Below are 23145 nucleotides of genomic sequence, written 5' to 3'. Positions count from 1 at the left end.
CCTACTTGCGCCCTAATGAACGATCTTCTCTTCGCGCACGTATAGGTTCTCCCACGCGCGATCGATGTACTCGGGGGTCATGTGATACGGCTCCCCCTCAAAATCGCAAATCGCCCGAATCTGGTCGCACAAAAACACCGGATGGTAGTTCGCATAGACGTTGTCGATTGTCGGGTAACGCACCTTCAGCATGTGGATCAGCGATTTCTCATCCAGCGGGATACCCTTCTTCTTCGCAACCATGGCGAAGATTTTCAGGAACTGCTCCTGGTTCGGCCCGTCAATTTTCACCTTGAAGAAGATCCGACGCAGGGCAGCTTGGTCGAAAATCTCATTGGGGTGGAAGTTGGTTGAGAACACCACCAGCGTATCGAAGGGCACTTCGAACTTCTCACCCGATTGCAGCGCGAGGATGTCGTAGTTGACTTCCATCGGGACAATCCAGCGGTTGATCAGCGTCTGGGGCGGTTCTGCCTGTCGGCCAAGGTCGTCCACGATAAATACGCCCCCGGTGGATTTCAGTTGCAAGCTGGCCTGATAGGTCCGCGATACGGCGTTGTAGTTCAGGTCGAGCATCGAAAGGCTCAATTCGCCCCCGGTCATCACCGTGGGGCGCGTACACAGAATGTAGCGCGTATCGAAGCGGGACGCATTCTTCCGCAGGGGGCTTTGCCCCTCGGCGTCGGCGGTCTCTGCCACGGGGGTGTGCACAATCGGGTCAAACAGGGTAATCACCTGCCCCGCATAGCTCAGCGCATGGGGGACATAGATGTTGTCGCCCATGGCCGCACGAATACCTTCCGCGATGGAGGATTTACCGTTGCCAGGCGGGCCATACATCAGCACGGAGCGGCCGGAGCCTACGGCGGGCCCAAGCTGGTCAATCAGCCCGTCGGGCAAGATCAAATGCCCCATAGAGGCTTCTAGCATCGGGCGGGTCAGCTTCACGTCACGTATCGACTGGCGCTTCACCTGAATCTTGTAGTCTTCCAAGGGTACCGGCATCGCACCGTAGTATTCGGACTGCGAAAGCGCATCCAATGCGCGGGCCTTGCCGCCGTCGGTCAGCTGAAACCCCATCTCGTTGGACGAGGTCGCGTGCAACGTCCCCGTCGCCTGCAAAAATCCCATATCGCGCAGCATATCAATGAGTTGCGTGGTCAGCGGGATCGGCAAGCACACGGCCTTCGCGATCTCGGAGGTTTGTTCCACGTTCTTGCGAAAGATCGTCTTCAACAGGATGTCGCGCATCATCACGATGGTCAGCCCGGTGTCCTCCAACTTGCGGAGGGCAGGGGGGGCGAAGCCGGGATCGGCGGCGTTCGTTTGCATATTCATCGGCAAGGGCCTTCGTGCAAAACAGGGATAGGTCCGCGCCCCGGTGTCAGGGCGCGGCAATAGTCAGACGCCAGAGGCAAAGCCCATGGCGAGGTAAACGATCAGCGCCCCCGCAAGGGCGACGCCCATGGGGAACAATTTGCCCTGTTCCCAGCTGGACCAATGGGACGTGGCGCGGCGCACCGCGGGGACACGACCGGCGGAGCGGTGCGTGATCCACGACCCAACCAGCACAAGGCTGAACAGAGCAAGGAAAAACAGATAGTCCCCCGGCGCAATGAACGGCGCCATGGCGGCAGCGAATTTACTGTCGCCCGCGCCGACCAGCCCGAGGGAGGTAATGACAAAGCCCGCCACCAGGACGATCCCAAGGGCGGCCAAACGCCAAAGGTACGCGTCCATCGGCAAGATGATCAGGCCAACCACAAGGAACACAGCGGTCAGGGCCAGAACGGCCACATTGGGAATGCGCATTTGGCGCAGGTCCGACAAGGCCACCCAGATGCAGATCGGGAAGGCGAGGGGGAGGAACCACATCGCCTCCTGGCTGGTAAGCGTGAGCGTCATAGCGACCTCCGAATTCAAGCGTTGAGCGCGCGGAGCGCTTCAACGGCAGCTTCAAAATGCTGCGGGTGGGTATCAATAGCCTCGTTCAGCAGGCCCCGACCTTCGTCCACATCACCGCGGCGAATGGCGGACAGGGCGGCGGTGTGCAGCAATTGCGCCCGCTCGATCTGGGTCATGTTGATCAGCGGAAGCGCATAGTTGCCCTGCGCCGCACGGGCGAGCACGAGGTTGTTCTTGGCGGTAAAGAGCTCCGGATCATAAGAGATAGCCCGCACGAAAAGTTCTTCGGCGCCCGCGTAGTCACCGCGCGTCAGGTGCGAATAGCCCCAGTTGTTATAGACATTCGCAGGCCGCGTCGTCAGGCCAGCCGCCGTTTCATAGAAGCTGTCGGCACGGTCCCAATCTTCTTCGCTGTCCGCGATCATCGCCTCCAGACGGTAGCGTTCATAGGTTTCAAACGTGGGCGGCGTCGCATCAAGCTGCGCCTGCGCCCCGTCCCAATCGCCGGTGCGGATCAAAGCATCGGCATAATCCACGCGGTCCTGGTCCATGGCGCCATCATGGCTGATGACCGTTTGCCAAACCGTTAACGCCTCGGCCGCCCGCCCGGCACGCACAAGGCTGGTGCCCAATCCACGCTGCAAATCAATGCGGTCGGGGTCTTCATTCACGGCCCGGCGGAAATAATCGACCGCCTCATTGGGCGATGCCGCGCTGAGCATAATGTCAGCGAGGTTGGTTTCATCAATGACGTTAAGAGGGTCGAGCGCGCGCTCGACATCGGCATCGGTGGTGTTACACGCAGCGACGGCCGCGACGGCGATAGCCGCCGGAATTAACCGGAGGGTTCGGATCATGCTCTGCCTCATTCAATGGACGCAGGTCTGGTGCCGCGCCTTCATTTTATTAAACCGTAGCCCTTACAGCGAAGATTGCAGGGTATAGCGCCCGCCGCCCCGCCGGATCAGACCCGGTCGATTATGCTCGTTCTCTTCAATGTATACCTGATTTTCCATTCGCGCGATAGCGAGGCGTAAGTTGTCGCGGATCGTTTCCGAACTGCCACTATCGAGCGCGAAGGCTTGCTCTAAGATGCGCCGCGCCTCCCCATATTCGCCCTGTTCGATAAGGACTGCCCCCAAGTTGTTGAGTGCGGGCACAAAATCTTGTTGTCGTTGAAGCGCGGCGCGGAATTGTTCTTCGGCCTGCCCCAAACGGCCCAAAGCAAGGTTCGCTGCGCCAATTGCGGTGATGATATCGACGCTTAACCCATCCTCAACGCCGGCCCGGTAATACGACCGCAAGGCCAGCTCATATTCGCCAGCTTCCATCAAACGGTCCCCCGCGATCAGGCTATCAAGGCTGTCATCAATCCGTCCAACACTGGGGGGCGCATAGATTTCATCATCCCCCGCATCCAGCCGAGGGGTGAAATTGCACGCGGCAAGCGTGATCGTCAGAAAGAATAGGGGCGCGTGCTTAAGCACATTCTGCCTCGTCTGTAAAAACTGCTCAGGCGCCACCATAGGGATGGTGACGCCTGTTGGCTAAAGGTTTTTACGCGGGCCTGCCCTTAGCGGCCAAGGTCCGTGGCAATGCCGTAGATCGAGGGGCCGATCAGGATTACCAGAAGTGGTGGCACACAGAACATCATGGTGAACAGCGTCAGTTTGGTGGGCAGTTTGTTGGCCTTTTCCTCGGCCCGCATCACGCGCTTGTCGCGCATCTCGTCGGCGTAGACTTTCAGCGCCTCGGCCACGGATGTACCGAAGGTCGCGGATTGGATCAGCGTGGTGATGAAAGAGTTCACGTCCTGGATGCCCACGCGTTCACCCATATCGCGGAGCACCTTGGTTTTGTCTTTACCGGCTTTCATCTCGTAGGAAACGATCTCGTATTCCTCGGCCAGGGCGGGGTAGGAGGGTTTGATTTCACGGGCCACTTTAATGATCGCCTGATCGAGCGATTGTCCGGCTTCCACACAGACCAGCATCAGGTCAAGCGCGTCGGGGAAGCCCGCGTTAATCTGTTCCTCGCGGGTTTGCATCCGCTTGGTGATCCAATACTTCGGGGCGTAATAGCCCGCGAGACCGGGGATCAACACGATCAGAACCGAGTTCTGGGCCGAGCCGCCGCCACCGGACACCATCACGTAAAGCGTGCCCAGAAGCAGGCCGCCGATGCCAAGGGCCAGCTTGGCGAAGTTGAACATCTGGATCGACGATTTGGACCGATAGCCCGCCCGGATCATCATCAACTGCGTTGCAGAAAGTTCTTCTTCGTCCGTGGGTTCCAGATATTGGGCGAAGCGGTCCAGCTTCTCGTTCTTGCCGCCAATCCGTAGGCCGTTCTTCTTGTCGTCCGTCACATCGCCGCGCGATTCACGCAGCTTTTTGTAGGGATCCTTTTGCTTCTTCATCAGCGTTGGCAACGCGACGAGGCACAGAAGGACGCCAAGGCCGCCGACGGCGATCAGGGGACCCAGTTCACCAAATTGTTCAACCAAGAGGCCATTGGCTTTGTCGAAAAGGCTACGGAGGAATTCCATCGGACTGCTCTTTCAGGTTGGGGCGGCTGCCTTGTGAAGGCGTGACGTGCGTCGCTTCGCCCGCTGCGGGATATTCAGACTTTGATGTTCACCAGCATGCGCATGATGGCCATGTTCAGGCCAAGGGCCACGGCCACGCCTGCACAGGCGGGAATGAAGACGGGGGTGCCGATTACCTCGGCGTAATAATCGGGTTGCATCACGTTGATGCCGATAAGCGCCAAAATGGGGAAAACCGACAGGAAGTTGCCGGACCATTTGGCCTCAGCCGTGATGGCTTTCACCTTGCGGAACAGCTTGAAGCGGGCCCGGATCACATTGGCGAGGCCCTGAAGGATCTCGGCCAGGTTACCGCCAGAGGTTTGCTGAATACCCACAGCAACGGCGAGGAAGCGCAAATCCTGGATGCCAAGGCGGTCGGCCATGGCGCGGATGCTTTCGGCGACATCGCGGCCATAGGCGGCTTCATCGGCGATAATGCCCAATTCGGACGCGATGGGGTCAGACATTTCGCGCGCCACGGTGTTGATCGACGATACAAAAGGGTGACCCACGCGCAGGGAGCGAACCATCAGTTCCACCGCGTCGGGAAGCTGTTCCTCCAGCAAGGCGATGCGCTTCTTCGCGGTCGAGTTGACCCAGAAGAACACGCCGCCCACGCCCATACCCACAGAGCACAGGGCGCTGATTGGCAGGGAAGCGGTGGTGAGGATTTGCAGCAAAAGGAACGCGGCAACGGTGGCACCCAACATCACCAGCATCAACTGGTTTGGCGTGAAGGCGATGTTCCCCTTCTGCGCCTTGTCGGCGATCAGCGTGTAGAACGGCAGGGAAATGCCGCCCTTGTGCTGGTTCATCTCCTTGCGAAGCTTTTCCAGCACGTCTTCGCGGGAATTGCCCTTCTCGAGCATGGTCAGGCGGCGGTTTACACGGGCATTCAGGCTGATCGCCTTGCCGAAGATGGCAAGATAGACGCCGTTCACCAGCATGATCACACCGACGAAAATGCCGATATAGATGAGAGGTTCGATAGACAGTTCCATCGTGGGTCGTCCTTGTTGCTTTGGCCTTACTGGGCCGCGATGGGTTCATAGATCGACGCGGGCAAATCGTAGCCCCACTGCCGGAACCGCTCGGAATAATGGGACCGCACACCGCAGGCGGTGAAATGGCCAAGAATTTTGCCGTCAGGCTGAAGCCCAGTGCGTTGGAAGCGGAACACTTCCTGCATGGAGATCACTTCGCCCTCCATCCCCGTCACCTCGGTGATGGAGACCATCCGACGAGAGCCGTCCTGCAGGCGCGAGGCCTGCACGATCAGGTGCACAGCTGCTGAGATCTGGGCGCGAACCGCCTTTAGCGGCATCTCGATGCCCGCCATGGCGACCATGTTTTCCAAACGCGAACAGGCGTCACGGGCGTTGTTGGCGTGGATTGTGGTCATAGAGCCATCGTGGCCCGTGTTCATGGCCTGCAACATGTCGATAACTTCTTCGCCGCGGGTTTCCCCCACGATGATCCGGTCAGGACGCATCCGCAGGGCGTTTCGCAGACAGTCGCGCTGTGTCACGGCGCCCTTGCCTTCCACGTTCGGCGGACGGCTTTCCATCCGGCCCACATGAACCTGTTGCAGCTGGAGTTCAGCCGTATCCTCGATCGTCAGGATGCGTTCGGAGTTGTCGATGAAGGAAGACAGCGCGTTGAGCGTGGTGGTTTTACCCGAGCCCGTACCGCCCGACACAATCACGTTCAAACGGCACGCCACGGCGGCCTGGATGTAGGCGGCCATTTCTTCGGAAAACGCGCCGAATTTCACCAGGTCATCAATGCCCAGTTTCTCTTTCTTGAACTTACGAATGGAGACGAGCGACCCGTCCACAGCCACCGGCGGCACCATGGCGTTGAAACGAGAGCCATCTTTCAGACGCGCATCGACGTAGGGGTTGCTTTCGTCCACCCGGCGACCCACGGCGGAAACGATCTTGTCGATGATCCGCAGCAGGTGGCGTTCGTCCTTGAAACGCACATCGCTGAGTTCCAGCTTACCCGCGCGTTCCACGAACACCCGGTTGGGGCCATTCACCAGAATATCGTTAACGGTGTCGTCTTTCAGAAGCGGTTCCAGCGGGCCGAGGCCGGTGACCTCGTCGAACAATTCAGTGTTCAGGGTCTGGCGATCTTCTCGGTTCAGCACGACACCCATTTCACCAAGCTGCTCGCTGGTGATGGAGGTGATTTCGGCGCGAAGCTCGGCTTCTTTGGCGCCTTCCAGCGCCGACAGGTTCAGGTTGTCGAGAAGCCGGTGGTGCATCTCGGTCTTCACTTCATCCAGACGCAGACGGCGCTTGCGGTCCTTGTCCTCGCCGCTGGCGGCCGCAGGCGTCGGCACCGCGGCCACGGGGCCGGGCTTGCGGGCGACTTTGGGTGCAGGCGCTGCGGCTTTGGGGGCGTCGGGCGCTGCGGCTGCGGCTGCGGCGGGGGCCGGTGCCGGGGCGGCTTTGGCGGCCTTGGTCACTTCGCTGATAGGCGCAACGCCAGCGCCATTGCCGGATTTCTTGTACTTGGAAAACATCGCGTTACCCCTTCGCTTTCGCGCCGGTCGCCATGGCTTTGTAAAGCCCGTCGGTCAGCTTCATGATTTCCTTGCGTAAGGGGTTCTTCTTCGCGGCTTCGGCCAATGTTTCACCGTTGTCGCCCGCCTGCATGACGGCCTTGCCCCCTTCGGGAAGCAGGGTGGAGAACTTGACCCCAAGGCCATCGGCCATCTTTTTCATCCGGTTCTTGCCGTTCAAATCGGTCATGCCCGGCGCGCGGTTCAAGACGTAGTGCATCTTGTCCAGCGCCAGCCCTTCGGATTTGCACGCCTCGATGAAACGCATGGCGTTCTGGGCTGAACGCAGGTCCAACTCCATCGTGGTGAAATACACGTCCGCACGGTCCAGGACGGTTTCCGTCCACATCACCATCGTCTGAGGCATATCAATGACAACGATGTCAAAGGACTGCGCGGCAAGATCAATGACCGCGTTCACTTCATCAGGGCCGATCAGATCCAGCGGAACGATCTCGGCCGGGGTGGTGAAAACAGCCAGCTTTTCCTGATACGTCACAAGCGCCTGCTTGAAGCCGTCGTTGTCCATCGACGCTGCATCCTGCAACAACTCCAGAACAATGCCGCGGCGGGGCAGGTCCAGATAGGTCGCGACCGAGCCGTGTTGCAGATCAAAATCCAAGACACAGACCGAGGGCGGGTTTTTCTTGTCCGCATGGGCCAATTCCCACGCCATGTTTACCGCAAGCGTTGTCGCGCCGGTGCCGCCGGCAAGGTTCTGCACGGCGAAAATGGCGGATTGCCCATCCATGCGCTGACCTGTGGCCGCCGTGGGAGCGGCGGGGGCGGGAACCTCGGCGATGGGGGCGGGTTCGGGCGGACGTTTTGCGTTGGCGATCTTTTCGATCGCGTCGTGCAACGCGCCTTCGGCAAGGGGGTAGGGGACGAAATCATCCGCGCCAAGGCGCAACAATTCGCGCAGGCCAGCGGTGGAGAGGTTTTCGGGGACCAAGATTACGGCGACATCCTTGGCGCGGGCGGCGTGAATAACCTCTCCCACGCGGCCAAGGTCCACTTCATCCTCTTCGCGCACAGCAAGAGCGATGAACTCCAGCGTGCCTTTGTCCAACGCATTGATAAAATCGCGGGCCTCGTCAAAGCCCAGGTCGCCCCATGCTTCGCCAAGCTCTTTTTCCATGTCTTCGATCAGAAGACCGAAGTGATGAACTTTGCTCGAAACCGTGCACGCCACAATAGGCGCTGGTTCAGAGTGTAATGCCAATCCGCTACTCATTCCTCAAATCCCACATCTGCCCGGACTTCCCGGGTCGTTGCTATTCACGGGGCGTTTTTATCTGCTCGAACACGCCGTCCGTGATTCCATCGGATCCGCTGCGCCTTCGGCACGTGGGACCTTCTCGAGGATGAACTTGACCGCAGAAAGCGGCAGGAATGGGACACAAATGAGGGAATACGTTTACAATTCGCGGGCTTTCACTGGTTTGTCTCCAAACGAAAAACCGCGCCGAGCGATGGCTCGACGCGGTTTTTGTTTTTGTTTCAGTACCTTATCGGGTTTGCGCAGGGTATTTCTACTCTGCTGCGGCTCCGCCACCACCGGAACCACCCGCGCTTACGCTACCGGAACGATAGGTACGGTAGATGATTTCAGCGTAGCGACCATCAAGGACAAGGGGGTCGTTTTCCAAGAACCCGGTAACCTCTGTCACCGTGCGGCGGTTGCGGCGTTCTTCCCCGTCCGTGGCCACGATTGGCTGGCTTTCACCCAAGGAAACAAGGGCTTGCAAGCGACTACGGCTGATGCCCTGGCTGACCAGATAGTTCACGGCGGCCCGTGCCCGGCGACGACCAAGGCGTTGGTTGTAGCTGTTGGAACCGACCGCATCGGTGTGCCCATAGACCGAGAATCGCACTTCGGGGAAGTTCCGGATAAATGCGGCCTGTTGGTTCAGGATATTGCGGGCGACCGCATCCAACTCGGAGGAGTTGAAGGCGAAGTTGATCGTTGTGGGCACGGTATTGGCGAAGCGTTCGCCCAAGATTTCGGCCCATCGGATATCGCCGTTATGCACGCCGATATTGTTGCGTGTGGGTTGGCCGAACGTGCCGTTCTGGTCCAGGTGCGCCCCAAGGGGCCGCCCGGTTTCAACGGTAAGAGATCCGCAAGCCGTCAGGGCCAAAGTGGACCCCAGCGTCGCAAGAACAGCACGGCGGGAGTGGCGTTGATGTGTCATGGTCAAGTCCCTCTCAGTCCAACACGTAGCCGTAAGAGCCGGAGAAGTCTTGTTGAGCGACCTCTCCTGCCGCGGTGCCGGGGGCGGGGCCTCGGCCTTCGACGTGACCGCCAAAGAACAACTCGCTTTCGGTCGGGATACGCACACGGTCGGTGGGCAGCGCCAGAGCCTCGCCGTTGACCGGGCTTACCAGATGCGCCGTGACGATAATCACCAGCTCCGATTGCTCTCGTTGATAGGACGAGGACCGGAACAGCGGCCCAAGCACCGGAAGATCGCTGAGCCATGGCACAGCACCAACCGAGCTGCGGAAGTCATCTTGCAACAAGCCCGCAATGGCAAAGCTGTCACCGTCACGCATTTCCACCGTGGTCGTGGCCGAGCGGGTGTTAACCGCAGGGGCACCGGTGGCGGCGATGATCTCACCGATCGAAGAGATCTCGGCGTTCAGCGCAAGGTTGATGATGCCGTCAGTGACAACGGTGGGGGTGAAGGCCAGCTGGACGCCGAAGGGTTTGAATTCAATCGTCGTACCACCCGATTCCGATTCCGTGGGCACCGGATATTCGCCGCCCGCAAGGAAAGAGGCCGTCGCACCGGAAAGCGCCGTCAGGTTCGGTTCGGCCAAAGTGCGCACGAGACCATTAGATTCAAGCGCTTCAAGAAGAACCGACAGTTGCAAACCACCCGCCGAGAAGCTGACGCCAAGCCCGCCGGTACGGCCACTTAGGCCCGCGCCGATACCGGACGCTCCGAAGCTTGTGGGGCCACTGGCGCTGCCGGTGCCGAGGGTCATGCCAGCATCAGAAGTGGAGCCGCCAATCCCGAGGGAGGCTGACAATTCCTGCCGCACGGTGCGCTGCATTTCCGCGAAGCGTACCTGCAACATCACCTGTTGCTGTCCGCCCACCATCATCAGGTTGGACACACGGCCCGGTGCATAACGCTCGGCCAGTTCCATGGCGCGATCGACGGCGAAGGAAGAGCCGACAGTGCCCGACAGCACGATGCCATCATTGGCGGTGCGCACCTCGACGGCGTCGCCGGGAAGAATTTCTCGCAGACGCTCGCGCAGTTCGGCCACATCGGGGACGACCTGAATTTCGACGTTGGCAATGAGGGACCCATCGGCTCCCAGCAGCGTCATCGTCGTCCGCCCGGGCGCGCGGCCCAGGACGTAGATGGAGCGTTCAGAAAGTGTCGCGATATCCGCAATGGCCGGGTTGGCGACGGAAAGCTCTGCAAAGAGCATCTCTGCCTCAACAACGACAGCGCGGTTCATCGGCACCCGTAGGGTACCGGTGCTTTCGCCCTCTACAACACGCAGGCCTTGGGCCTGAGCTGAGGGAATTGGTTGGATAAGAAGTGTTGCCGCACCCAGAAGGCACGCGCGCAATATACCAGTAATACTCATTGTGACCTGCCTCTATGCCACGGTGTAAGGCGTTGTCCAAATGGCCGCCCTTTGGGGCAACATGCCTCATTTCCTCTTTTCACGCAAGAATCATGGCGTTGTGGCGTGACGTTCATGTGCCATATCCACAACGGTTGCGATTTATCCACATGAATAAAGGCGCCCGCGGCGGGAAGCCGGGGCGCCTTGGTGGGCTGTGGATAAAGTGTGTAGCGTCAGTTCACGCAGGGAACTTGGGTGATGACAACTTCAGCGCCGCGACGGTTGCGAACGGTGCAAACACGAGGCCCATCGGAGGCCACCACTTCGACCTCACCCAGAAGCGCAGAGGTCGAAACTTCGACTTCGCCTTGCTCGGTGTCATCGTTCACGCCAACCAGCGCCAGCGTCAAAGAGCCGGAGCCCTGGGCTTGCGTGAGAGCGGCCACATCTTCAGGCCGCGCCGTGACGGTGATGGTCCGCGCGATGGTCGGGCTGTTGCGCTGTTCATCGGCGATCTGGTCGATTGCGATCAACTGCACGTTGGCCCGGATCAGGCGGGTTACGGTATCCCCGTTGCGGCCAGGGCCGGTCCAGTAAACGTCCACACGGTCACCGGGACGCAGGAAGCCGGACACGCCCGAGTTCACGTCGACACGCAACGCAATGGCGCGCATCCCCTCTTCCAGGCGCGAGGCAACGCCCGCGTCTTCACCGGGGGCGGTGACTTTGGCCAGAAGGATCGGCTCGTGCTGTTCCATCATCCGAATGACAGTGCGCGGCTCGTCCCCGTCGGCGGGAAACAGGTCTTCCATCGATGTGAACGCGCCAAAGGGGACGTGCTCGGCCGGCCAACGGATAAGTTGGACATCCTCCGGGGTCAGGCGCTCTCCGTAGCGGAGCTGCCTGTTGACCACGACCACCTCGACGGTGGGAAGGATTGCATCGCGCTGTTCGGCCAGCGCGGTCTGATATTGGTCAAAACGATCTTTGGCGATTGAAACGGCAAAGCCGGCCAGGCCGACGCCAACGGCAAGGACTAGAATGAAAACGATACGCATGTTGCCCACCTCGTAATTTAACTGCCCGTGCCGGGACAATCCCGGCAACAAAGCTGGCTACACCCCGCGTTTGTTGCGCAGGAATCGGGCGAAAACATGGTGGCGTTACGGAATGACCGTGGCGCGGCCACTTTGGCCCCTGGCGCAGACCTGGCCGACCTCGGGATTGCCCCGAAGGGCACCCGAGGCGGGCAAGGCGCGCATTATTGAGTTTCGGTGAACGTCGTGTTGCCCACGAATGGATCGGTCAGCGGATCTGTGTCCGTCAGGCCTTGGCCAATATCGGTAGAGAGGTTCTCAACACCGCCCGAGACGACAGACATGACAGCCAAACCAAGGCCCACGAGGGCGGCGGTCAGGACAACCCAGTCAACCGTGACGGCGCCAGATTCGTTAAGGGCGAAATTCGTGATGTGCGACAGAGCCATTATAGGAACTCCCATTTTGTCAGTGAGAAAATTGCCGATCCGTTCGGAAGGAAGGACCGAGGCGCGTTCTGCACCGGCGCTGTTCGATGAGCGCAGGGAATGTTTGGCGGGAAACTGGGGGCAAGAATGTGGCAGGGGTTCGTTCGCGGACGCCCGTTTCCGTAAGGCTTTAGTCGATTTTTCGGGTCTTGTGGGGCCGAGCCCCCCCAAACGAAAACCGCCGCGCTCTGGGGGAGCGCGACGGTTACGTAAATCAGCAGTAGGTGCTGAAATTAGTCGTTTCCAGATTATTCAGTTGGAACAGCGAACGCTGGGGCAGTGTGGTCGGTCAGCAGCTGGGTGTTGATGTCGCCCGAGAGGTCTTCAACACCGTTGGACACAACGGCCATGACGGCCAAGCCGAGACCAACGAGAGCAGCGGTCAGAACGACCCAGTCAACGGTCACGGCGCCGGATTCGTCTGCTGCGAAGTTTTTGATGAAGTTAGTCATGGTAGTCTCCAATTTGATAAAAGTTGTTCAGTTCCAGGTTGCGGTTCCCGTTGTGGGCCGCTGCCCTTGGGATGAGTATTGTTTGATGGTTAATCGGGGCGGGAATGGGGCGTCTGTGCGCAATTTATGAGAAACTTGGCGGGTTGTTTTAAGGCAGCGCCAGATAAGGCCGGATCGGCTACCCGTCATCGTCAACGAATCTCACGCGGGCTTCAGAAAAGGGCTGTACGGCAAACGAAAACCGCCGCGCTCTGGGGGAGCGCGACGGCTACGTAAATCAGCAGTGGATGCTGAAATTAGTCGTTTCCAGATTATTCAGTTGGAACAGCGAACGCTGGGGCAGTGTGGTCGGTCAGCAGCTGGGTGTTGATGTCGCCCGAGAGGTCTTCAACACCGTTGGACACAACGGCCATGACGGCCAAGCCGAGACCAACGAGGGCTGCGGTCAGAACGACCCAGTCAACAGTCACGGCGCCGGATTCGTCTGCTGCGAAGTTTTTGATGAAGTTAGTCATGGTAGTCTCCAATTTGATATAAGTTGTTCAGTTCCAGGTTGCGGTTCCCGTTGTGGGCCGCTGCCCTTGGGATGAGTATTGTTTGATGGTTAATCGGGGCGGGAATGGGGCGTCTGTGCGCAATTTATGAGATACTTGGCGGGTTGTTTTAAGGCAGCGCCAGATAAGGCCGGATCGGCTACCCGTCATCGTCAACGAATCTTACGAGGGCTTCAGAAGAGGGCTGAACGGCAAACGAAAACCGCCGCGCTCTGGGGGAGCGCGACGGCTACGTAAATCAGCAGTGGATGCTGAAATTAGTCGTTTCCAGATTATTCAGTTGGAACAGCGAACGCTGGGGCAGTGTGGTCGGTCAACAGCTGGGTGTTGATGTCGCCGGACAGATCTTCAACACCGTTGGACACAACGGCCATGACGGCCAGGCCGAGACCAACGAGAGCAGCGGTCAAAACGACCCAGTCAACGGTCACGGCGCCGGATTCGTCTGCTGCGAAGTTTTTGATGAAGTTAGTCATGGTAGTCTCCAATTTGATAAAAGTTGTTCAGTTCCAGGTTGCGGTTCCCGTGTGGGCCGCTGCCCTTGGGATGCGTACTGTTTGATGGTTAATCGGGGCGGGAATGGGGCGTCTGTGCGCAATTTATGCGAAACTTGCCGGGTTGTTTTAAGGCGTCTGTTTGGGGCATGATTCAGAAATTGGCGCTCTGACAACTGGCGAAGACCAGTAAAACAAGGCGTTTTGAGCAGTTTTACAGGTGATCCATGATCAATCGGATAGTGTGGAGGACCGCTTTTGCGGTCCTTTTGGGCAACTCTGCCGTCGCGCAAGAAAGCGAAATTCGCTTTGTCCGCGCCCCGGAGGCCGGGCAAACGGGCCCGCGCATTAATATTCAGATCACCGAAGAAGATATGGTGCGGCAGGGCGCGCCGGCAGCGGAAGTGCCCGCTTTGGACGAGGTGGCCGCCGCGATCGCGCCTGCATCTGACGGGGCGTCGGCGTGGTTCTGGGCCGCGGTGCCAAGCCAGATGCCTGCCGATCCGGCGCGATTCTGGGCCGCGCAGGAGCATTTGGCCCAAGCCCCCGAGGCCAGCGGTCTTGGCGCGCCGCGTCTGGATACCGTCAGCCGGATCGCCGCCAGTCACGGCCGAGAGATCTTGGCCGCCACCATTGGCACGCAGGTCTCTCCTGCTTTCGCGCTGGCGGTCATCGCCGCAGAAAGTGCCGGGCGCGTGGATGCGGAAAGCGGCGCGGGGGCGCAGGGGTTGATGCAACTGATCCCCGCCACGGCTGAACGCTTCGGCGTCACCGACGCCATGGACCCGGCCCAGAACATCGCCGGAGGCGTGGCTTACCTCGATTGGCTCATGGAAACCTTCGACCGAGATCCGATTCTGGTGCTGGCCGCCTATAACGCCGGCGAAGGCGCGGTCACACGGGCAGGCGGCGTGCCCGAGTATGATGAGACCCGCACCTATGTGCCCCGTGTCTTGTCCGCTTGGGCGATGGCCCGGGGCCTGTGCAATACGCCGCCCGATCTGGTGTCGGACGGCTGCGTTTTCCAGATGATGAACTAGGCTTCAGGCGGCAGAGGTCGGGTCACGCCGGATTCTGCGATGGCCACAAACGTGAAGTCGCCCTCGGTCACGAGGATTTTCTCACTCGTGCGCTGACGCCGAACCCAAGCCTCGATATGCATGGTCACCGAAGTGCGGCCCGTCGCCGTGATCTGGGTGTAGACCGAGAAGAGATCCCCCACCAGAACCGGCGCGTGGAAGCGCAGCGCTTCAATCGCAACGGTGGCGCAACGTCCTTGGGCGCGGTCAATGGCGGTGGTGCCAGCTGCGATGTCCATCTGGCTCACCACCCAGCCGCCAAACACGTCCCCGCCCGCGTTGGTATCGCCGGGCATGGGAACGGTTTGCAGGGTCAGCGTGCCTTGGGGGCAGCGCGGTTCAGACAATCGTGGCCTGCGTGGCGGCGCGCAGCTCGTCTTCGGTGACGCCCTCGGCGGTCTCAACGATCTTTAATCCGCCCTCGACCACATCCATCACGCCAAGGTTGGTGATGATCCGGTCCACGACGCTTTTACCGGTCAGCGGAAGGGTGCATTCGCGCAGCACCTTGCTGTCGCCGTGTTTATTGGTGTGGTCCATTACCACAACCACCCGGCCCACGCCCGCAACCAGATCCATCGCGCCACCCATGCCCTTGACCAGCTTGCCGGGGATCATCCAGTTGGCGAGGTCGCCGTTCTCGGCCACCTCCATTGCCCCAAGGATTGCCATGGCGATCTTGCCGCCCCGGATCATGCCGAAGGACTGAGAGCTATCGAAGTAAGAGGTATGCGGCAGCTCGGTGATCGTCTGCTTGCCTGCGTTGATCAGGTCTGCGTCTTCTTCACCTTCAATCGGGAAGGGGCCCATGCCAAGCATCCCGTTTTCCGACTGTAGTGTCACCTCGATCCCGTCGGGGATGTAGTTGGACACCAACGTCGGGATGCCGATGCCAAGGTTCACATACCAGCCGTCCTGAAGCTCTTGCGCGGCACGGGCGGCCATCTGGTTGCGGTCCCACATAGGGTATCTCCTTCGGACTAAGGGTAAGCGTATTAACGTGTTGCACCGATTGCTATCGCAAAGGCGTTGAAAAGCGAAGCACCGAAATTGGCGTTCATATGGCGGTGATCGTTGAGCAAGCGACCCTCGGCCCGGAAATCCATCGATCCAAGCCCATAGGGCTTCTTTGTCAGAAACGGGGCGGCGATGGTTTCGTCGGGTTGCGGTACGAAAATCATGTCGCGGGCGGCCAAGGCGCGGGTCAGGGCAGAGCGGTATAGGGCATGCAATTCGTCGGCGTGGGGGTGGCTGGCCATGGACGCATAGGGTTGCTGGTGGTGGTCGCCTTTGGGAACAACCGCCGTGGTGGGGTAGGGCGCGAGGGCGACATACAGGGGGCGGGTGCCGAACTGCGCCCGCAGGTGGTCGGCGCGGGCGGCAATCGCCTCGTCCATGGTGGCATGGAGGGCGGGCAGAGACAGCAAATCGCGGCCCGTGCGTGTGGGCCAATCGGCAACGTCATAGGACAGCGCCGTCCATAGGGTGGAAGGCATGCCGATGGTGTCGCCAATCACGAGGATGTCGGAGAAGGGCGCGAGATCAAGGGTCGCCGCGCCGTTCACCCGCCGGGCCAGTTTCATCGCGGCGTGGTCAGACCGGTCCGGGCCAAAGGCGCCATCATTGGTGCAGGCGCCATCAAACTTGCCGCCGGACAGGCCGTAACAGGTCAGCGCGAGGGTGGGGTGGGTAGATGCAATTCGGTCTTGGGCGTATTTCACCGCGCCAATGTTGGATGTGCCGATGACGGCGACTTTGCGAATCGGCGGTGTCATTTCGCCTCCGACGGGGCGAAAGCGTCCAAGAGGATATCTTCGCAGATGGCGTCATCCTCGGGCGGGGAGTTTGGGGCAGACGGCTCCTCAGCCGCTGCCGCGTCTTCCTCGCCGCGCAAACCGTGGGCGGATAGGAAGCATTGCATGATCTGGGCGACGATCTCGGGCCGGACAGAGCGTAGATCGTCGGCGAAGACGCTTTGCGGATGAGCAGGCGAGGTCACCAATTCGTAGCTGGGGAAGTAATCTATCCGCTCGCTGCTGTCGGCCAGCATATCGCAAATCACGCGCAACACGGACTTGGAGCGTACGGTGGCGGGCAATACGTGATCGCCTGAGGCCGTGGCCGCCAACGGAACAGGTGACACGGTCAGCAGCCACTTCAGGTCTGGGTTGATCGAGGCCAAAGCCTCTTCCAGCGCGGTGAAGTCTTCGATGATGTCAGCCACGCCGTAGTTGGCAAAACGGAAGACGTCGGGGTCGTATTGGCCTGCGATGGTGCCCGGCGCCGTGGGGTAGACGGTGCCGGATTCGCGATGTTCCCATGCCTCTGTCAGGCCTAGGGTGAAGACGATCACATCTGCCTCTTGCAGGGCGCGGGCCAAAGCCGCCAGATGTTGCGCCCGCATTTCTTGTACCAAAGCCTCGGACGCGAGCCCTTCCGGTTCCACGCCGGGGCGTTGCGCATCCCAAAAGCGCCCGCCCTTCTCCCACACCGGCAGGGCCGGTTTGGCGCCGTCCATTTCTTCGACCAATTGGCGGAACTGTTTGACCGTGTAGATATTGCCGAAACGCGCGGAATAGACGCCGTAGCCAAAGCGCTTGGCGGTTTCCGGCGGCAGGCCGCGTCGGGCGGGTTCGGCATCTATCACGTTGATGCCAGCGCCCTTCATTGCCGCGCCCACATGCTGCGCGAAGCATGACCCTGCGGTGAAAACCTTGGTGTCTTTGGTGACGGCAAACTTGGGGCGATAGATGTCGGCCGGAAAGGGCGAGGCCCCCGCCACACCGCCCCGCCAAAATGCGCGGGCTGCAAGGCCGCTGTAGGGAGAGCCGGTCACGATGCGCCCCCTTGCATTTGGGTGAACAGCATCAGGAAACCGTCAGGATCTTTGATGTGAAATTCGCGGGTGCCATAGCTTTGATCGAACGGCGCACGCACGCGCCCTTCGGGGAGATCCGCCAGACGCGGGGCGATCTCGGTCCAATAGCCGTCCAGATCATCCACCCACATCTGGGCCGAGATATTGTTGGCCGTCGCAGCCAGCGCCGCTTCATCTGCGGCGTTTACAAAGGCCACCATCAGCGCCCCACGGCGGACCAAGCCATAGCCGTCGTCCGCTTTCCCGACTTCATGGGTGAAGCCGAGCCGTTGCGTGTAGAACGCAAGGCTCGTCGTCAAGTCAGACACCGGCACGATTGGCGAAGTGCCAGAAACGCCCGGTGTGGCGCGCATTTACGCCGCCCGTACCGTCCGCTGCTCGATCCGCTTTTCGTGCTCGCCCTGGATCATCCGGTGCACGTAAATGCCCGGCAGGTGGATGGCGTCGCCGTCCAGCGTGCCGGTTTCGACGATCTCTTCTACCTCCAGGATGCAGACCTTGCCGCACATTGCCGCCGGAGGGTTGAAGTTGCGCGCGGTCTTGCGGAACACGGCGTTGCCGGTGGCGTCCGCTTTCCATGCCTTCACGATCGAGACATCGGCGAAGATGCCTTCTTCAAGAATGTAATCCTGGTCGCCCCAGGTCTTCACCTCTTTGCCTTCGGCAATCACAGTGCCGACGCCGGTCTTGGTGTAGAAGCCGGGGATGCCAGCGCCGCCGGCCCGCATCCGCTCAGCCAGGGTGCCTTGGGGATTGAACTCCAGCTCCAGCTCGCCGGAGAGGTACTGGCGCATGAATTCCGCGTTTTCGCCCACATAGGACGACATCATTTTCTTGATCTGGCGTGTCTCCAGCAGTTTGCCAAGGCCAAAGCCGTCCACACCTGCGTTATTGGAGGCGACCGTGATATCCTTGGTGCCCGCCGCGACGATGCCGTCGATCAGCAGTTCGGGGATGCCACACAGGCCAAACCCGCCGGCTGCGATCAACATGCCGTCGAAAAGGACGCCATCCAGCGCCTCTGCTGCTGAGCCATAGACCTTTTTCATGCGTATATCCCCTGAAGTGCTGCTTTGCGGCGCAAATTGGCTGAGGGGGACGGCTAAGTCAACGACGCTTACGCCGGAGGGGGCCCGCCCCCCCTTTGTCAGAGATCGAGGGTCTCGGCCATCTCGGCGATCAGGTCGGAGACGTAGCGATTGAAACGCTCGTTCGGTTGCTGGCCTTCAAACTTTGCCTGAAACGGATCAGCGGCATGGATGTCGCTACCGGACATGGTTTCCAGAACACCATGTCCGAGGAAGGGCACGTGGGCTTCAGAATAGCCGCCTTCATGGGCCATCATCAAACGGCCATCGCAAAGGTCGGCGGCGGCGGCCATGGTCATTTCCGTCATGGCGCGGAAGGTGTCGCCGCCGGTGATCATCCGGCTCAGCGGGTCCACAAGCGAGGCATCGAAGCCGCAAGCCACCACAATCGCGTCGGGCTGGAATGCGTGAAGCGACGGGATCACGAGGCGCTCGAAGGCCTCAATATAGCCTGCGTGTCCGGTGCCGGGCGGCAGGGGAATGTTGAGGTTATACCCCACACCTCCGTCCGAGCCGCGATCGGCGAAGTCGCCACTATCGAGCGGGTAGTTGCGTTCTTGATGCAGCGAAATCGTCAGCACGTCATCCCGGTCGTAGAAGATCGCCTCGGTCCCATTGCCGTGGTGCACGTCCCAGTCGATCACGGCGACACGGTCGGTCAGCTTGTGGGTTTGCGCCGCCTCAATCGCGATGGCGAGGTTGGCAAGAAGGCAAAACCCGTTGGGAAAATCCGGCAAGCAATGGTGGCCGGGGGGGCGCGACAGGGCGTAGGCGTTGTCGACCTCGCCCTTCAGAGTCGCAAAAAGCGCCGCCTTGGCAAGGCCCGCTGACAGGCTCGCGATCTCGAACCCGTCGGGGCCGAAGGGGGTGCGCAGGCCCAGTTCTCCGCCGCCCTCGGCTGATTTGGCCTTGAAGGTTTCGATATAGTCGCGCGGGTGAACGCGCAGCAGGTCTTCTTCTGTCGCGACGGGGGCATGACGGGTGGCGAGTTCGCCCCAAAGGCCCGTGACATGAAGAAGGTTCACAAGGCGGCGCTTGGTTTCGGGGTTCTCGGGCAGACCGCCCCCCGGCTGCACCAGACCGCCCACAGGCAACAGGCCCGCGTAATTGCCGCCGGAATGCCAGAAGCAGCGTTCATCCCAGAAAAATCCTGTGGTCATGGGCAGTTCCTTCGGTTCGAGGGAGGCTTGGTGCCAGGCGGTTACGTCTGGTCCCGCGCCAGTTGGTAAGCCCCTTCGGGCAGATCGAGGGCAGCGGCAAGGTCACGGACCTGGTCCAATGACAGCGTGATCGTACGCACCTGATCGCTGCGCGGATCCACCTGTTGCAGGGTCACACATTCATCAAACGCCGAGACGATCACGTCTTCCTGCAAGGGCAGTTCGCCCTCATCCACGAGGGTGACAACAGTGGCGTCGAATTCATGCTCAATGGTAAACATGGGGGTAGGTTATGGGCGCGGAGTGGGGTTGCCAAGCCTCTCTCTGCGCAGATGCATCCGGTAAAGGATCGGGGCCGCAACCCGGTCATAGAGTAGCGCAAAGAATGCCCCCACCACGGGAAGTCTCACGGTGCGCGCCATCCAGCGCAGGCTCGGCAAGTGATCCCAGATCGCGGCGAAGGCGTCGATCCCCGCGATCACCTGGCCACCGGGCAATCTCGCGTGCAGACGGCGGGTGGCTTGCGTTTCGGTCAGCGCCCATTGGGTTGTGTCGATGCTGTTCACATCCACAAACACCAAGGGCGCATGGGCCGCCTTGGCGCGGCGGGTGTAGTGCCGCATTTCTGCCCGACAGATGGGGCAACGGTCATTATAAAAGATGCGCGTGCTTTCCATGGTCTGAGTATAGCCGTTCTTACGGCTCTGTGAACGGGAATGCTCTGGACGCCGGGGCGGGTGCAGCTAGTGTTAAGGCCACCCTGCCGGAGACTTCGATGCGCGCCCTTATCCCCCTTCTGTCCGCTCTCGCGCTCAGCGCCTGTGTCACAACCACGCCAACCGTGAACGGCGGCGGTGGTAGCGTGGCGGTGCCAGAGAGTGTCCCCGTTTCCGTCGCCCGCGCGGTAGAGGTCACACGGCGGATGGAGCCGGTGGCCGAACAAATGTGCCGGACCCAAGCGCCGCTGCTCAACTGTGATTTCGAGTTTCTGGTTAATCGTGATCCCCGCGCCGGGGTGAATGCGTTCCAGACGATCAACCGTGAAGATGGGCGACCGATCATCATCCTGACCCTCGGCATGATCAGAACGGTTCGGAACGACGACGAACTTGCCTTCGTTATCGGCCATGAGACCGCCCACCACATCGCCGAGCATATCGGCCAGCAACAGGCGGCAGCCCGTGCGGGCGCGGAGGTGTTTGGCACAACCGCGCAGCGGCGTGGCGCAAGCAGGCCGGAGATCATCGCAGCTGCGCAGCGGGGGGCAATGCTGAGCACCTCGGAATTCAGCCAAAGGGCCGAGTTGGAGGCCGATAGCCTTGGCACGATCCTGACCTGTCGTGCAGGCTTCGACCCTGTCGTAGGTGCGCGTTTCTTTAGCCAATTGCCCGACCCCGGCGCGCGGGTCTTTGCCACCCATCCGCCCAATGCGGCGCGGATCAGAACGGTGAGCGAAGCGGCTGCACGTTGGTGTTGATTGAAGGGGTCGTAAGCGACCGAGGCTCCAAATACGCGGTCTCGGGCGGGGTCGTGACGGACCGCGCGGGCGTGGATGCGTTCCTGAAAGAGCTTAAACGCAAGAAGAAATACGCCAAGGCGACCCATAACACCTGGGCGGTCTTGCTGTCCGACGGACCGCTGAAAAACGACGACGGAGAGGGCGGCGCGGGCCAGGTGATCTTGCAAATGCTGGAGCGTGAAGACCTGCGCAATCACGTGGTTGTGGTCACGCGCTGGTACGGGGGCAAACACCTGGGCGGCGACCGCTTTCGCCACGTCGCCACCTGCGTGCGCACTTATCTAGAGGCGCTTTAGGCGGTTGGTGTCCCCCAAAGGTCGTAATCGCTGGCTTCGTCTACCTCGACCGTGACCATGTCGCCGGGCTTCAGGTGCTCAAACCCTTCGTCGATGAACAGGTTGCCGTCGATTTCGGGCGCGTCTGCCGTGGTCCGGCAGGTGGCGCCTTCTTCGTCCACGGCGTCCACCAGCACTTGCATGGTGCGGCCCACTTTGGCTTGCAACTTGGCCTCGGAAATCGCTTGGGCCTTCTCCATGAAGCGGTCCCAACGGTCTTGTTTGACCTCGGCTGGCACGTGATCTGGCAGCGCGTTGGACCGCGCGCCATCGACGTTTTCGTACTGGAAGCAGCCGATGCGATCCAGTTGCGCTTCGTCGAGCCAATCCAGAAGGGTCTGGAACTCGGCCTCGGTCTCGCCGGGGTAGCCGACAATGAAGGTGGAGCGCAGGGTGATATCGGGGCAATCAGCCCGCCACGCCCGGATCTCATCAAGCGTACGAGACGCCGCCGCAGGCCGCGCCATGCGTTTGAGCACATCGGGGTGGGCGTGTTGGAACGGGATATCCAGATAGGGCAGCAACCCGTTGGCGGGATCGGCCATCAGGGGGATCAGCTCGCGCACATGGGGGTAGGGGTAGACGTAATGCAAGCGCACCCAAGCGCCCAGGGTGGCCAGATCACGAGACAGACCAAGGATCGGAAACTTCTCGTCTCGACCCTTCCAGTCAACGCCATAGGCGGAGGTATCCTGAGAGATGATCAGCAGCTCTTTCACGCCACTTTCCACCAGTTTCTCGGCCTCGCGCATCACCGCTTTTTGAGGGCGAGAGGCGAGCTTGCCCCGCATGTCGGGGATGATGCAGAATTTGCACTTGTGGTCGCAGCCCTCGGAAATCTTCAGATAGGCATAGTGGCGCGGCGTCAGCTTCACGCCCGCCGCAGGCAGCAGATCAACAAACGGATCGGGCGACGGCGGCACGGCCCCGTGGACGGCATCCAAGACCTGTTCGTATTGTTGCGGTCCGGTGACGGCCAGAACCTTGGGATGGGCACCGGTGATATACTCCGGCTCCGCCCCCAAACAGCCCGTGACGATAACTTTGCCGTTGGCCTCCAACGCCTCACCAATGGCATCGAGGCTTTCAAGTTTGGCGCTATCAAGGAAGCCACAGGTGTTCACAATCACCGCTTCGGCCCCGGTGTAATCGGGGCTGATCGCATAGCCCTCGGCCCGCAGGCGGGTCAGGATGCGTTCGCTATCCACCAAGGCCTTGGGGCAACCGAGCGACACCATGCCGATACGGGGCTGACCGGGGCGGGCATCATCGGGCACGCGGGCGCGGGCCAAGTCGGGGCGGAGAAGGGGTGGGTTCTGGCTCATGCCTTGCCAGATAGCCGCTGCGCGATGCCAAGGAAAGGCCCGCGTGGATCGGCAAAGCCTTGCCGTTTGTGCAGGTTTTGG

28 protein-coding genes are annotated in these 23145 nt (G+C 60.6%); 3 read left to right on the top strand and 25 right to left on the bottom strand.

From position 1 onward, the window contains the following. Positions 1–12: 12 nt before the first annotated feature. The 15 genes from AADW23_RS00355 to AADW23_RS00285 all read right to left on the bottom strand — a co-directional run bounded on the left by AADW23_RS00355 (position 13) and on the right by AADW23_RS00285 (position 13662). On the bottom strand, positions 13–1338 hold the full coding sequence (locus AADW23_RS00355) for an ATPase (protein ID WP_341862547.1): 1326 nt from the start codon (positions 1336–1338) through the stop codon (positions 13–15). A 63-nt stretch (positions 1339–1401) separates the two neighbouring features. Then, positions 1402–1905: a prepilin peptidase gene (locus AADW23_RS00350; RefSeq protein ID WP_341862546.1), complete on the bottom strand. Its 504-nt coding sequence runs from the start codon at positions 1903–1905 to the stop codon at positions 1402–1404. Between the two features lie 14 nt (positions 1906–1919). Continuing rightward, positions 1920–2762 carry a tetratricopeptide repeat protein gene (locus AADW23_RS00345; protein ID WP_341862545.1) on the bottom strand — a complete coding sequence of 281 codons (843 nt, stop codon included), beginning with the start codon at positions 2760–2762 and terminating at the stop codon, positions 1920–1922. A 63-nt stretch (positions 2763–2825) separates the two neighbouring features. Continuing rightward, positions 2826–3392, bottom strand: a complete 567-nt coding sequence (locus tag AADW23_RS00340) for a tetratricopeptide repeat protein (RefSeq protein WP_341862544.1) — start codon at positions 3390–3392, stop codon at positions 2826–2828. 86 nt (positions 3393–3478) lie between these two features. Then, entirely contained in the window at positions 3479–4453 is a 975-nt protein-coding gene (locus AADW23_RS00335) for a type II secretion system F family protein (protein WP_341862543.1), read from the bottom strand. Positions 4454–4527: 74 nt separating this feature from the next. Further along, the gene (locus tag AADW23_RS00330; RefSeq protein WP_341862542.1) at positions 4528–5496 is read right to left on the bottom strand and encodes a type II secretion system F family protein; all 969 of its coding nucleotides are present in this window, start codon (positions 5494–5496) and stop codon (positions 4528–4530) included. Positions 5497–5522: 26 nt separating this feature from the next. Further along, complete coding sequence (locus AADW23_RS00325) at positions 5523–7025, bottom strand: CpaF family protein (RefSeq protein WP_341862541.1); 1503 nt, start codon at positions 7023–7025, stop codon at positions 5523–5525. Between the two features lie 4 nt (positions 7026–7029). Beyond that, positions 7030–8202 carry an AAA family ATPase gene (locus AADW23_RS00320; RefSeq protein WP_341862540.1) on the bottom strand — a complete coding sequence of 391 codons (1173 nt, stop codon included), beginning with the start codon at positions 8200–8202 and terminating at the stop codon, positions 7030–7032. A gap of 394 nt (positions 8203–8596) precedes the next feature. After that, positions 8597–9259 carry an OmpA family protein gene (locus AADW23_RS00315; protein WP_341862539.1) on the bottom strand — a complete coding sequence of 221 codons (663 nt, stop codon included), beginning with the start codon at positions 9257–9259 and terminating at the stop codon, positions 8597–8599. Positions 9260–9272: 13 nt separating this feature from the next. Continuing rightward, positions 9273–10673 carry a type II and III secretion system protein family protein gene (locus AADW23_RS00310; RefSeq protein ID WP_341862538.1) on the bottom strand — a complete coding sequence of 467 codons (1401 nt, stop codon included), beginning with the start codon at positions 10671–10673 and terminating at the stop codon, positions 9273–9275. Between the two features lie 215 nt (positions 10674–10888). After that, on the bottom strand, positions 10889–11713 hold the full coding sequence (gene cpaB / locus AADW23_RS00305) for a Flp pilus assembly protein CpaB (RefSeq protein ID WP_341862537.1): 825 nt from the start codon (positions 11711–11713) through the stop codon (positions 10889–10891). Positions 11714–11916: 203 nt separating this feature from the next. After that, a complete protein-coding gene (locus AADW23_RS00300; protein WP_341862536.1) occupies positions 11917–12141 on the bottom strand; it encodes a hypothetical protein in 225 nt (74 codons plus the stop codon). A gap of 287 nt (positions 12142–12428) precedes the next feature. After that, positions 12429–12632 carry a hypothetical protein gene (locus AADW23_RS00295; protein ID WP_341862535.1) on the bottom strand — a complete coding sequence of 68 codons (204 nt, stop codon included), beginning with the start codon at positions 12630–12632 and terminating at the stop codon, positions 12429–12431. Between the two features lie 311 nt (positions 12633–12943). After that, the gene (locus AADW23_RS00290; RefSeq protein WP_341862535.1) at positions 12944–13147 is read right to left on the bottom strand and encodes a hypothetical protein; all 204 of its coding nucleotides are present in this window, start codon (positions 13145–13147) and stop codon (positions 12944–12946) included. A gap of 311 nt (positions 13148–13458) precedes the next feature. After that, entirely contained in the window at positions 13459–13662 is a 204-nt protein-coding gene (locus AADW23_RS00285) for a hypothetical protein (protein ID WP_341862535.1), read from the bottom strand. A 245-nt stretch (positions 13663–13907) separates the two neighbouring features. Here AADW23_RS00285 and AADW23_RS00280 point away from each other — a divergent pair, with 245 nt between their 5' ends. Continuing rightward, the gene (locus tag AADW23_RS00280; RefSeq protein WP_341862534.1) at positions 13908–14720 is read left to right on the top strand and encodes a lytic transglycosylase domain-containing protein; all 813 of its coding nucleotides are present in this window, start codon (positions 13908–13910) and stop codon (positions 14718–14720) included. Here the strand turns inward: AADW23_RS00280 and AADW23_RS00275 are convergent. The 9 genes from AADW23_RS00275 to AADW23_RS00235 form a co-directional block, all read right to left on the bottom strand. Further along, positions 14717–15106: an acyl-CoA thioesterase gene (locus tag AADW23_RS00275; RefSeq protein WP_341862533.1), complete on the bottom strand. Its 390-nt coding sequence runs from the start codon at positions 15104–15106 to the stop codon at positions 14717–14719. The two genes, AADW23_RS00280 and AADW23_RS00275, sit on opposite strands and share 4 nt — an antisense overlap. Beyond that, complete coding sequence (locus AADW23_RS00270; RefSeq protein WP_341862532.1) at positions 15099–15722, bottom strand: 3-oxoacid CoA-transferase subunit B; 624 nt, start codon at positions 15720–15722, stop codon at positions 15099–15101. The genes AADW23_RS00275 and AADW23_RS00270 overlap by 8 nt, the downstream gene beginning before the upstream one ends. A gap of 32 nt (positions 15723–15754) precedes the next feature. Then, complete coding sequence (locus tag AADW23_RS00265; RefSeq protein ID WP_341862531.1) at positions 15755–16534, bottom strand: hypothetical protein; 780 nt, start codon at positions 16532–16534, stop codon at positions 15755–15757. Continuing rightward, positions 16531–17595, bottom strand: a complete 1065-nt coding sequence (locus tag AADW23_RS00260) for a GSCFA domain-containing protein (protein ID WP_341862530.1) — start codon at positions 17593–17595, stop codon at positions 16531–16533. The genes AADW23_RS00265 and AADW23_RS00260 overlap by 4 nt, the downstream gene beginning before the upstream one ends. Next, positions 17592–17990, bottom strand: a complete 399-nt coding sequence (locus AADW23_RS00255; protein ID WP_341862529.1) for a VOC family protein — start codon at positions 17988–17990, stop codon at positions 17592–17594. Before AADW23_RS00255 ends, AADW23_RS00260 begins: the two co-directional genes overlap by 4 nt. After that, on the bottom strand, positions 17991–18686 hold the full coding sequence (locus AADW23_RS00250; RefSeq protein WP_341862528.1) for a CoA transferase subunit A: 696 nt from the start codon (positions 18684–18686) through the stop codon (positions 17991–17993). 98 nt (positions 18687–18784) lie between these two features. After that, entirely contained in the window at positions 18785–19885 is a 1101-nt protein-coding gene (locus tag AADW23_RS00245) for a class II histone deacetylase (RefSeq protein WP_341862527.1), read from the bottom strand. Positions 19886–19926: 41 nt separating this feature from the next. After that, on the bottom strand, positions 19927–20166 hold the full coding sequence (locus tag AADW23_RS00240) for a hypothetical protein (RefSeq protein WP_341862526.1): 240 nt from the start codon (positions 20164–20166) through the stop codon (positions 19927–19929). 9 nt (positions 20167–20175) lie between these two features. After that, positions 20176–20562: a DUF393 domain-containing protein gene (locus AADW23_RS00235; protein WP_341862525.1), complete on the bottom strand. Its 387-nt coding sequence runs from the start codon at positions 20560–20562 to the stop codon at positions 20176–20178. 98 nt (positions 20563–20660) lie between these two features. Here AADW23_RS00235 and AADW23_RS00230 point away from each other — a divergent pair, with 98 nt between their 5' ends. Both AADW23_RS00230 and AADW23_RS00225 read left to right on the top strand, forming a co-directional pair. Further along, the gene (locus AADW23_RS00230; RefSeq protein WP_341862524.1) at positions 20661–21362 is read left to right on the top strand and encodes a M48 family metallopeptidase; all 702 of its coding nucleotides are present in this window, start codon (positions 20661–20663) and stop codon (positions 21360–21362) included. Further along, on the top strand, positions 21353–21700 hold the full coding sequence (locus AADW23_RS00225) for a YigZ family protein (RefSeq protein WP_341862523.1): 348 nt from the start codon (positions 21353–21355) through the stop codon (positions 21698–21700). Before AADW23_RS00230 ends, AADW23_RS00225 begins: the two co-directional genes overlap by 10 nt. Here AADW23_RS00225 and rimO read toward each other — a convergent pair. After that, positions 21697–23064, bottom strand: coding sequence for a 30S ribosomal protein S12 methylthiotransferase RimO (rimO, locus tag AADW23_RS00220; protein WP_341862522.1), 1368 nt, complete (start codon positions 23062–23064; stop codon positions 21697–21699). The two genes, AADW23_RS00225 and rimO, sit on opposite strands and share 4 nt — an antisense overlap. Positions 23065–23145 lie beyond the last annotated feature (81 nt).

The organism is Gymnodinialimonas sp. 57CJ19, assembly GCF_038396845.1.
Taxonomy (GTDB): Bacteria; Pseudomonadota; Alphaproteobacteria; order Rhodobacterales; family Rhodobacteraceae; genus Gymnodinialimonas.
This window is presented reverse-complemented; position numbering and strand designations above follow the sequence as displayed.

Coding starts and splice junctions, on each gene's coding strand:
- AADW23_RS00300 (WP_341862536.1), bottom strand. CDS start 12,141: ATGGCTCTGTCGCACATCACGAATTTCGCCCTTAACGAATCTGGCGCC.
- AADW23_RS00270 (WP_341862532.1), bottom strand. CDS start 15,722: ATGTGGGACCGCAACCAGATGGCCGCCCGTGCCGCGCAAGAGCTTCAG.
- AADW23_RS00235 (WP_341862525.1), bottom strand. CDS start 20,562: ATGGAAAGCACGCGCATCTTTTATAATGACCGTTGCCCCATCTGTCGG.
- AADW23_RS00265 (WP_341862531.1), bottom strand. CDS start 16,534: ATGACACCGCCGATTCGCAAAGTCGCCGTCATCGGCACATCCAACATT.
- AADW23_RS00320 (WP_341862540.1), bottom strand. CDS start 8,202: ATGGAAAAAGAGCTTGGCGAAGCATGGGGCGACCTGGGCTTTGACGAG.
- cpaB (WP_341862537.1), bottom strand. CDS start 11,713: ATGCGTATCGTTTTCATTCTAGTCCTTGCCGTTGGCGTCGGCCTGGCC.
- AADW23_RS00280 (WP_341862534.1), top strand. CDS start 13,908: ATGATCAATCGGATAGTGTGGAGGACCGCTTTTGCGGTCCTTTTGGGC.
- AADW23_RS00240 (WP_341862526.1), bottom strand. CDS start 20,166: ATGTTTACCATTGAGCATGAATTCGACGCCACTGTTGTCACCCTCGTG.
- rimO (WP_341862522.1), bottom strand. CDS start 23,064: ATGAGCCAGAACCCACCCCTTCTCCGCCCCGACTTGGCCCGCGCCCGC.
- AADW23_RS00245 (WP_341862527.1), bottom strand. CDS start 19,885: ATGACCACAGGATTTTTCTGGGATGAACGCTGCTTCTGGCATTCCGGC.
- AADW23_RS00285 (WP_341862535.1), bottom strand. CDS start 13,662: ATGACTAACTTCATCAAAAACTTCGCAGCAGACGAATCCGGCGCCGTG.
- AADW23_RS00355 (WP_341862547.1), bottom strand. CDS start 1,338: ATGAATATGCAAACGAACGCCGCCGATCCCGGCTTCGCCCCCCCTGCC.
- AADW23_RS00345 (WP_341862545.1), bottom strand. CDS start 2,762: ATGATCCGAACCCTCCGGTTAATTCCGGCGGCTATCGCCGTCGCGGCC.
- AADW23_RS00250 (WP_341862528.1), bottom strand. CDS start 18,686: ATGAAAAAGGTCTATGGCTCAGCAGCAGAGGCGCTGGATGGCGTCCTT.
- AADW23_RS00330 (WP_341862542.1), bottom strand. CDS start 5,496: ATGGAACTGTCTATCGAACCTCTCATCTATATCGGCATTTTCGTCGGT.
- AADW23_RS00335 (WP_341862543.1), bottom strand. CDS start 4,453: ATGGAATTCCTCCGTAGCCTTTTCGACAAAGCCAATGGCCTCTTGGTT.
- AADW23_RS00350 (WP_341862546.1), bottom strand. CDS start 1,905: ATGACGCTCACGCTTACCAGCCAGGAGGCGATGTGGTTCCTCCCCCTC.
- AADW23_RS00325 (WP_341862541.1), bottom strand. CDS start 7,025: ATGTTTTCCAAGTACAAGAAATCCGGCAATGGCGCTGGCGTTGCGCCT.
- AADW23_RS00290 (WP_341862535.1), bottom strand. CDS start 13,147: ATGACTAACTTCATCAAAAACTTCGCAGCAGACGAATCCGGCGCCGTG.
- AADW23_RS00315 (WP_341862539.1), bottom strand. CDS start 9,259: ATGACACATCAACGCCACTCCCGCCGTGCTGTTCTTGCGACGCTGGGG.
- AADW23_RS00230 (WP_341862524.1), top strand. CDS start 20,661: ATGCGCGCCCTTATCCCCCTTCTGTCCGCTCTCGCGCTCAGCGCCTGT.
- AADW23_RS00310 (WP_341862538.1), bottom strand. CDS start 10,673: ATGAGTATTACTGGTATATTGCGCGCGTGCCTTCTGGGTGCGGCAACA.
- AADW23_RS00295 (WP_341862535.1), bottom strand. CDS start 12,632: ATGACTAACTTCATCAAAAACTTCGCAGCAGACGAATCCGGCGCCGTG.
- AADW23_RS00255 (WP_341862529.1), bottom strand. CDS start 17,990: ATGCGCGCCACACCGGGCGTTTCTGGCACTTCGCCAATCGTGCCGGTG.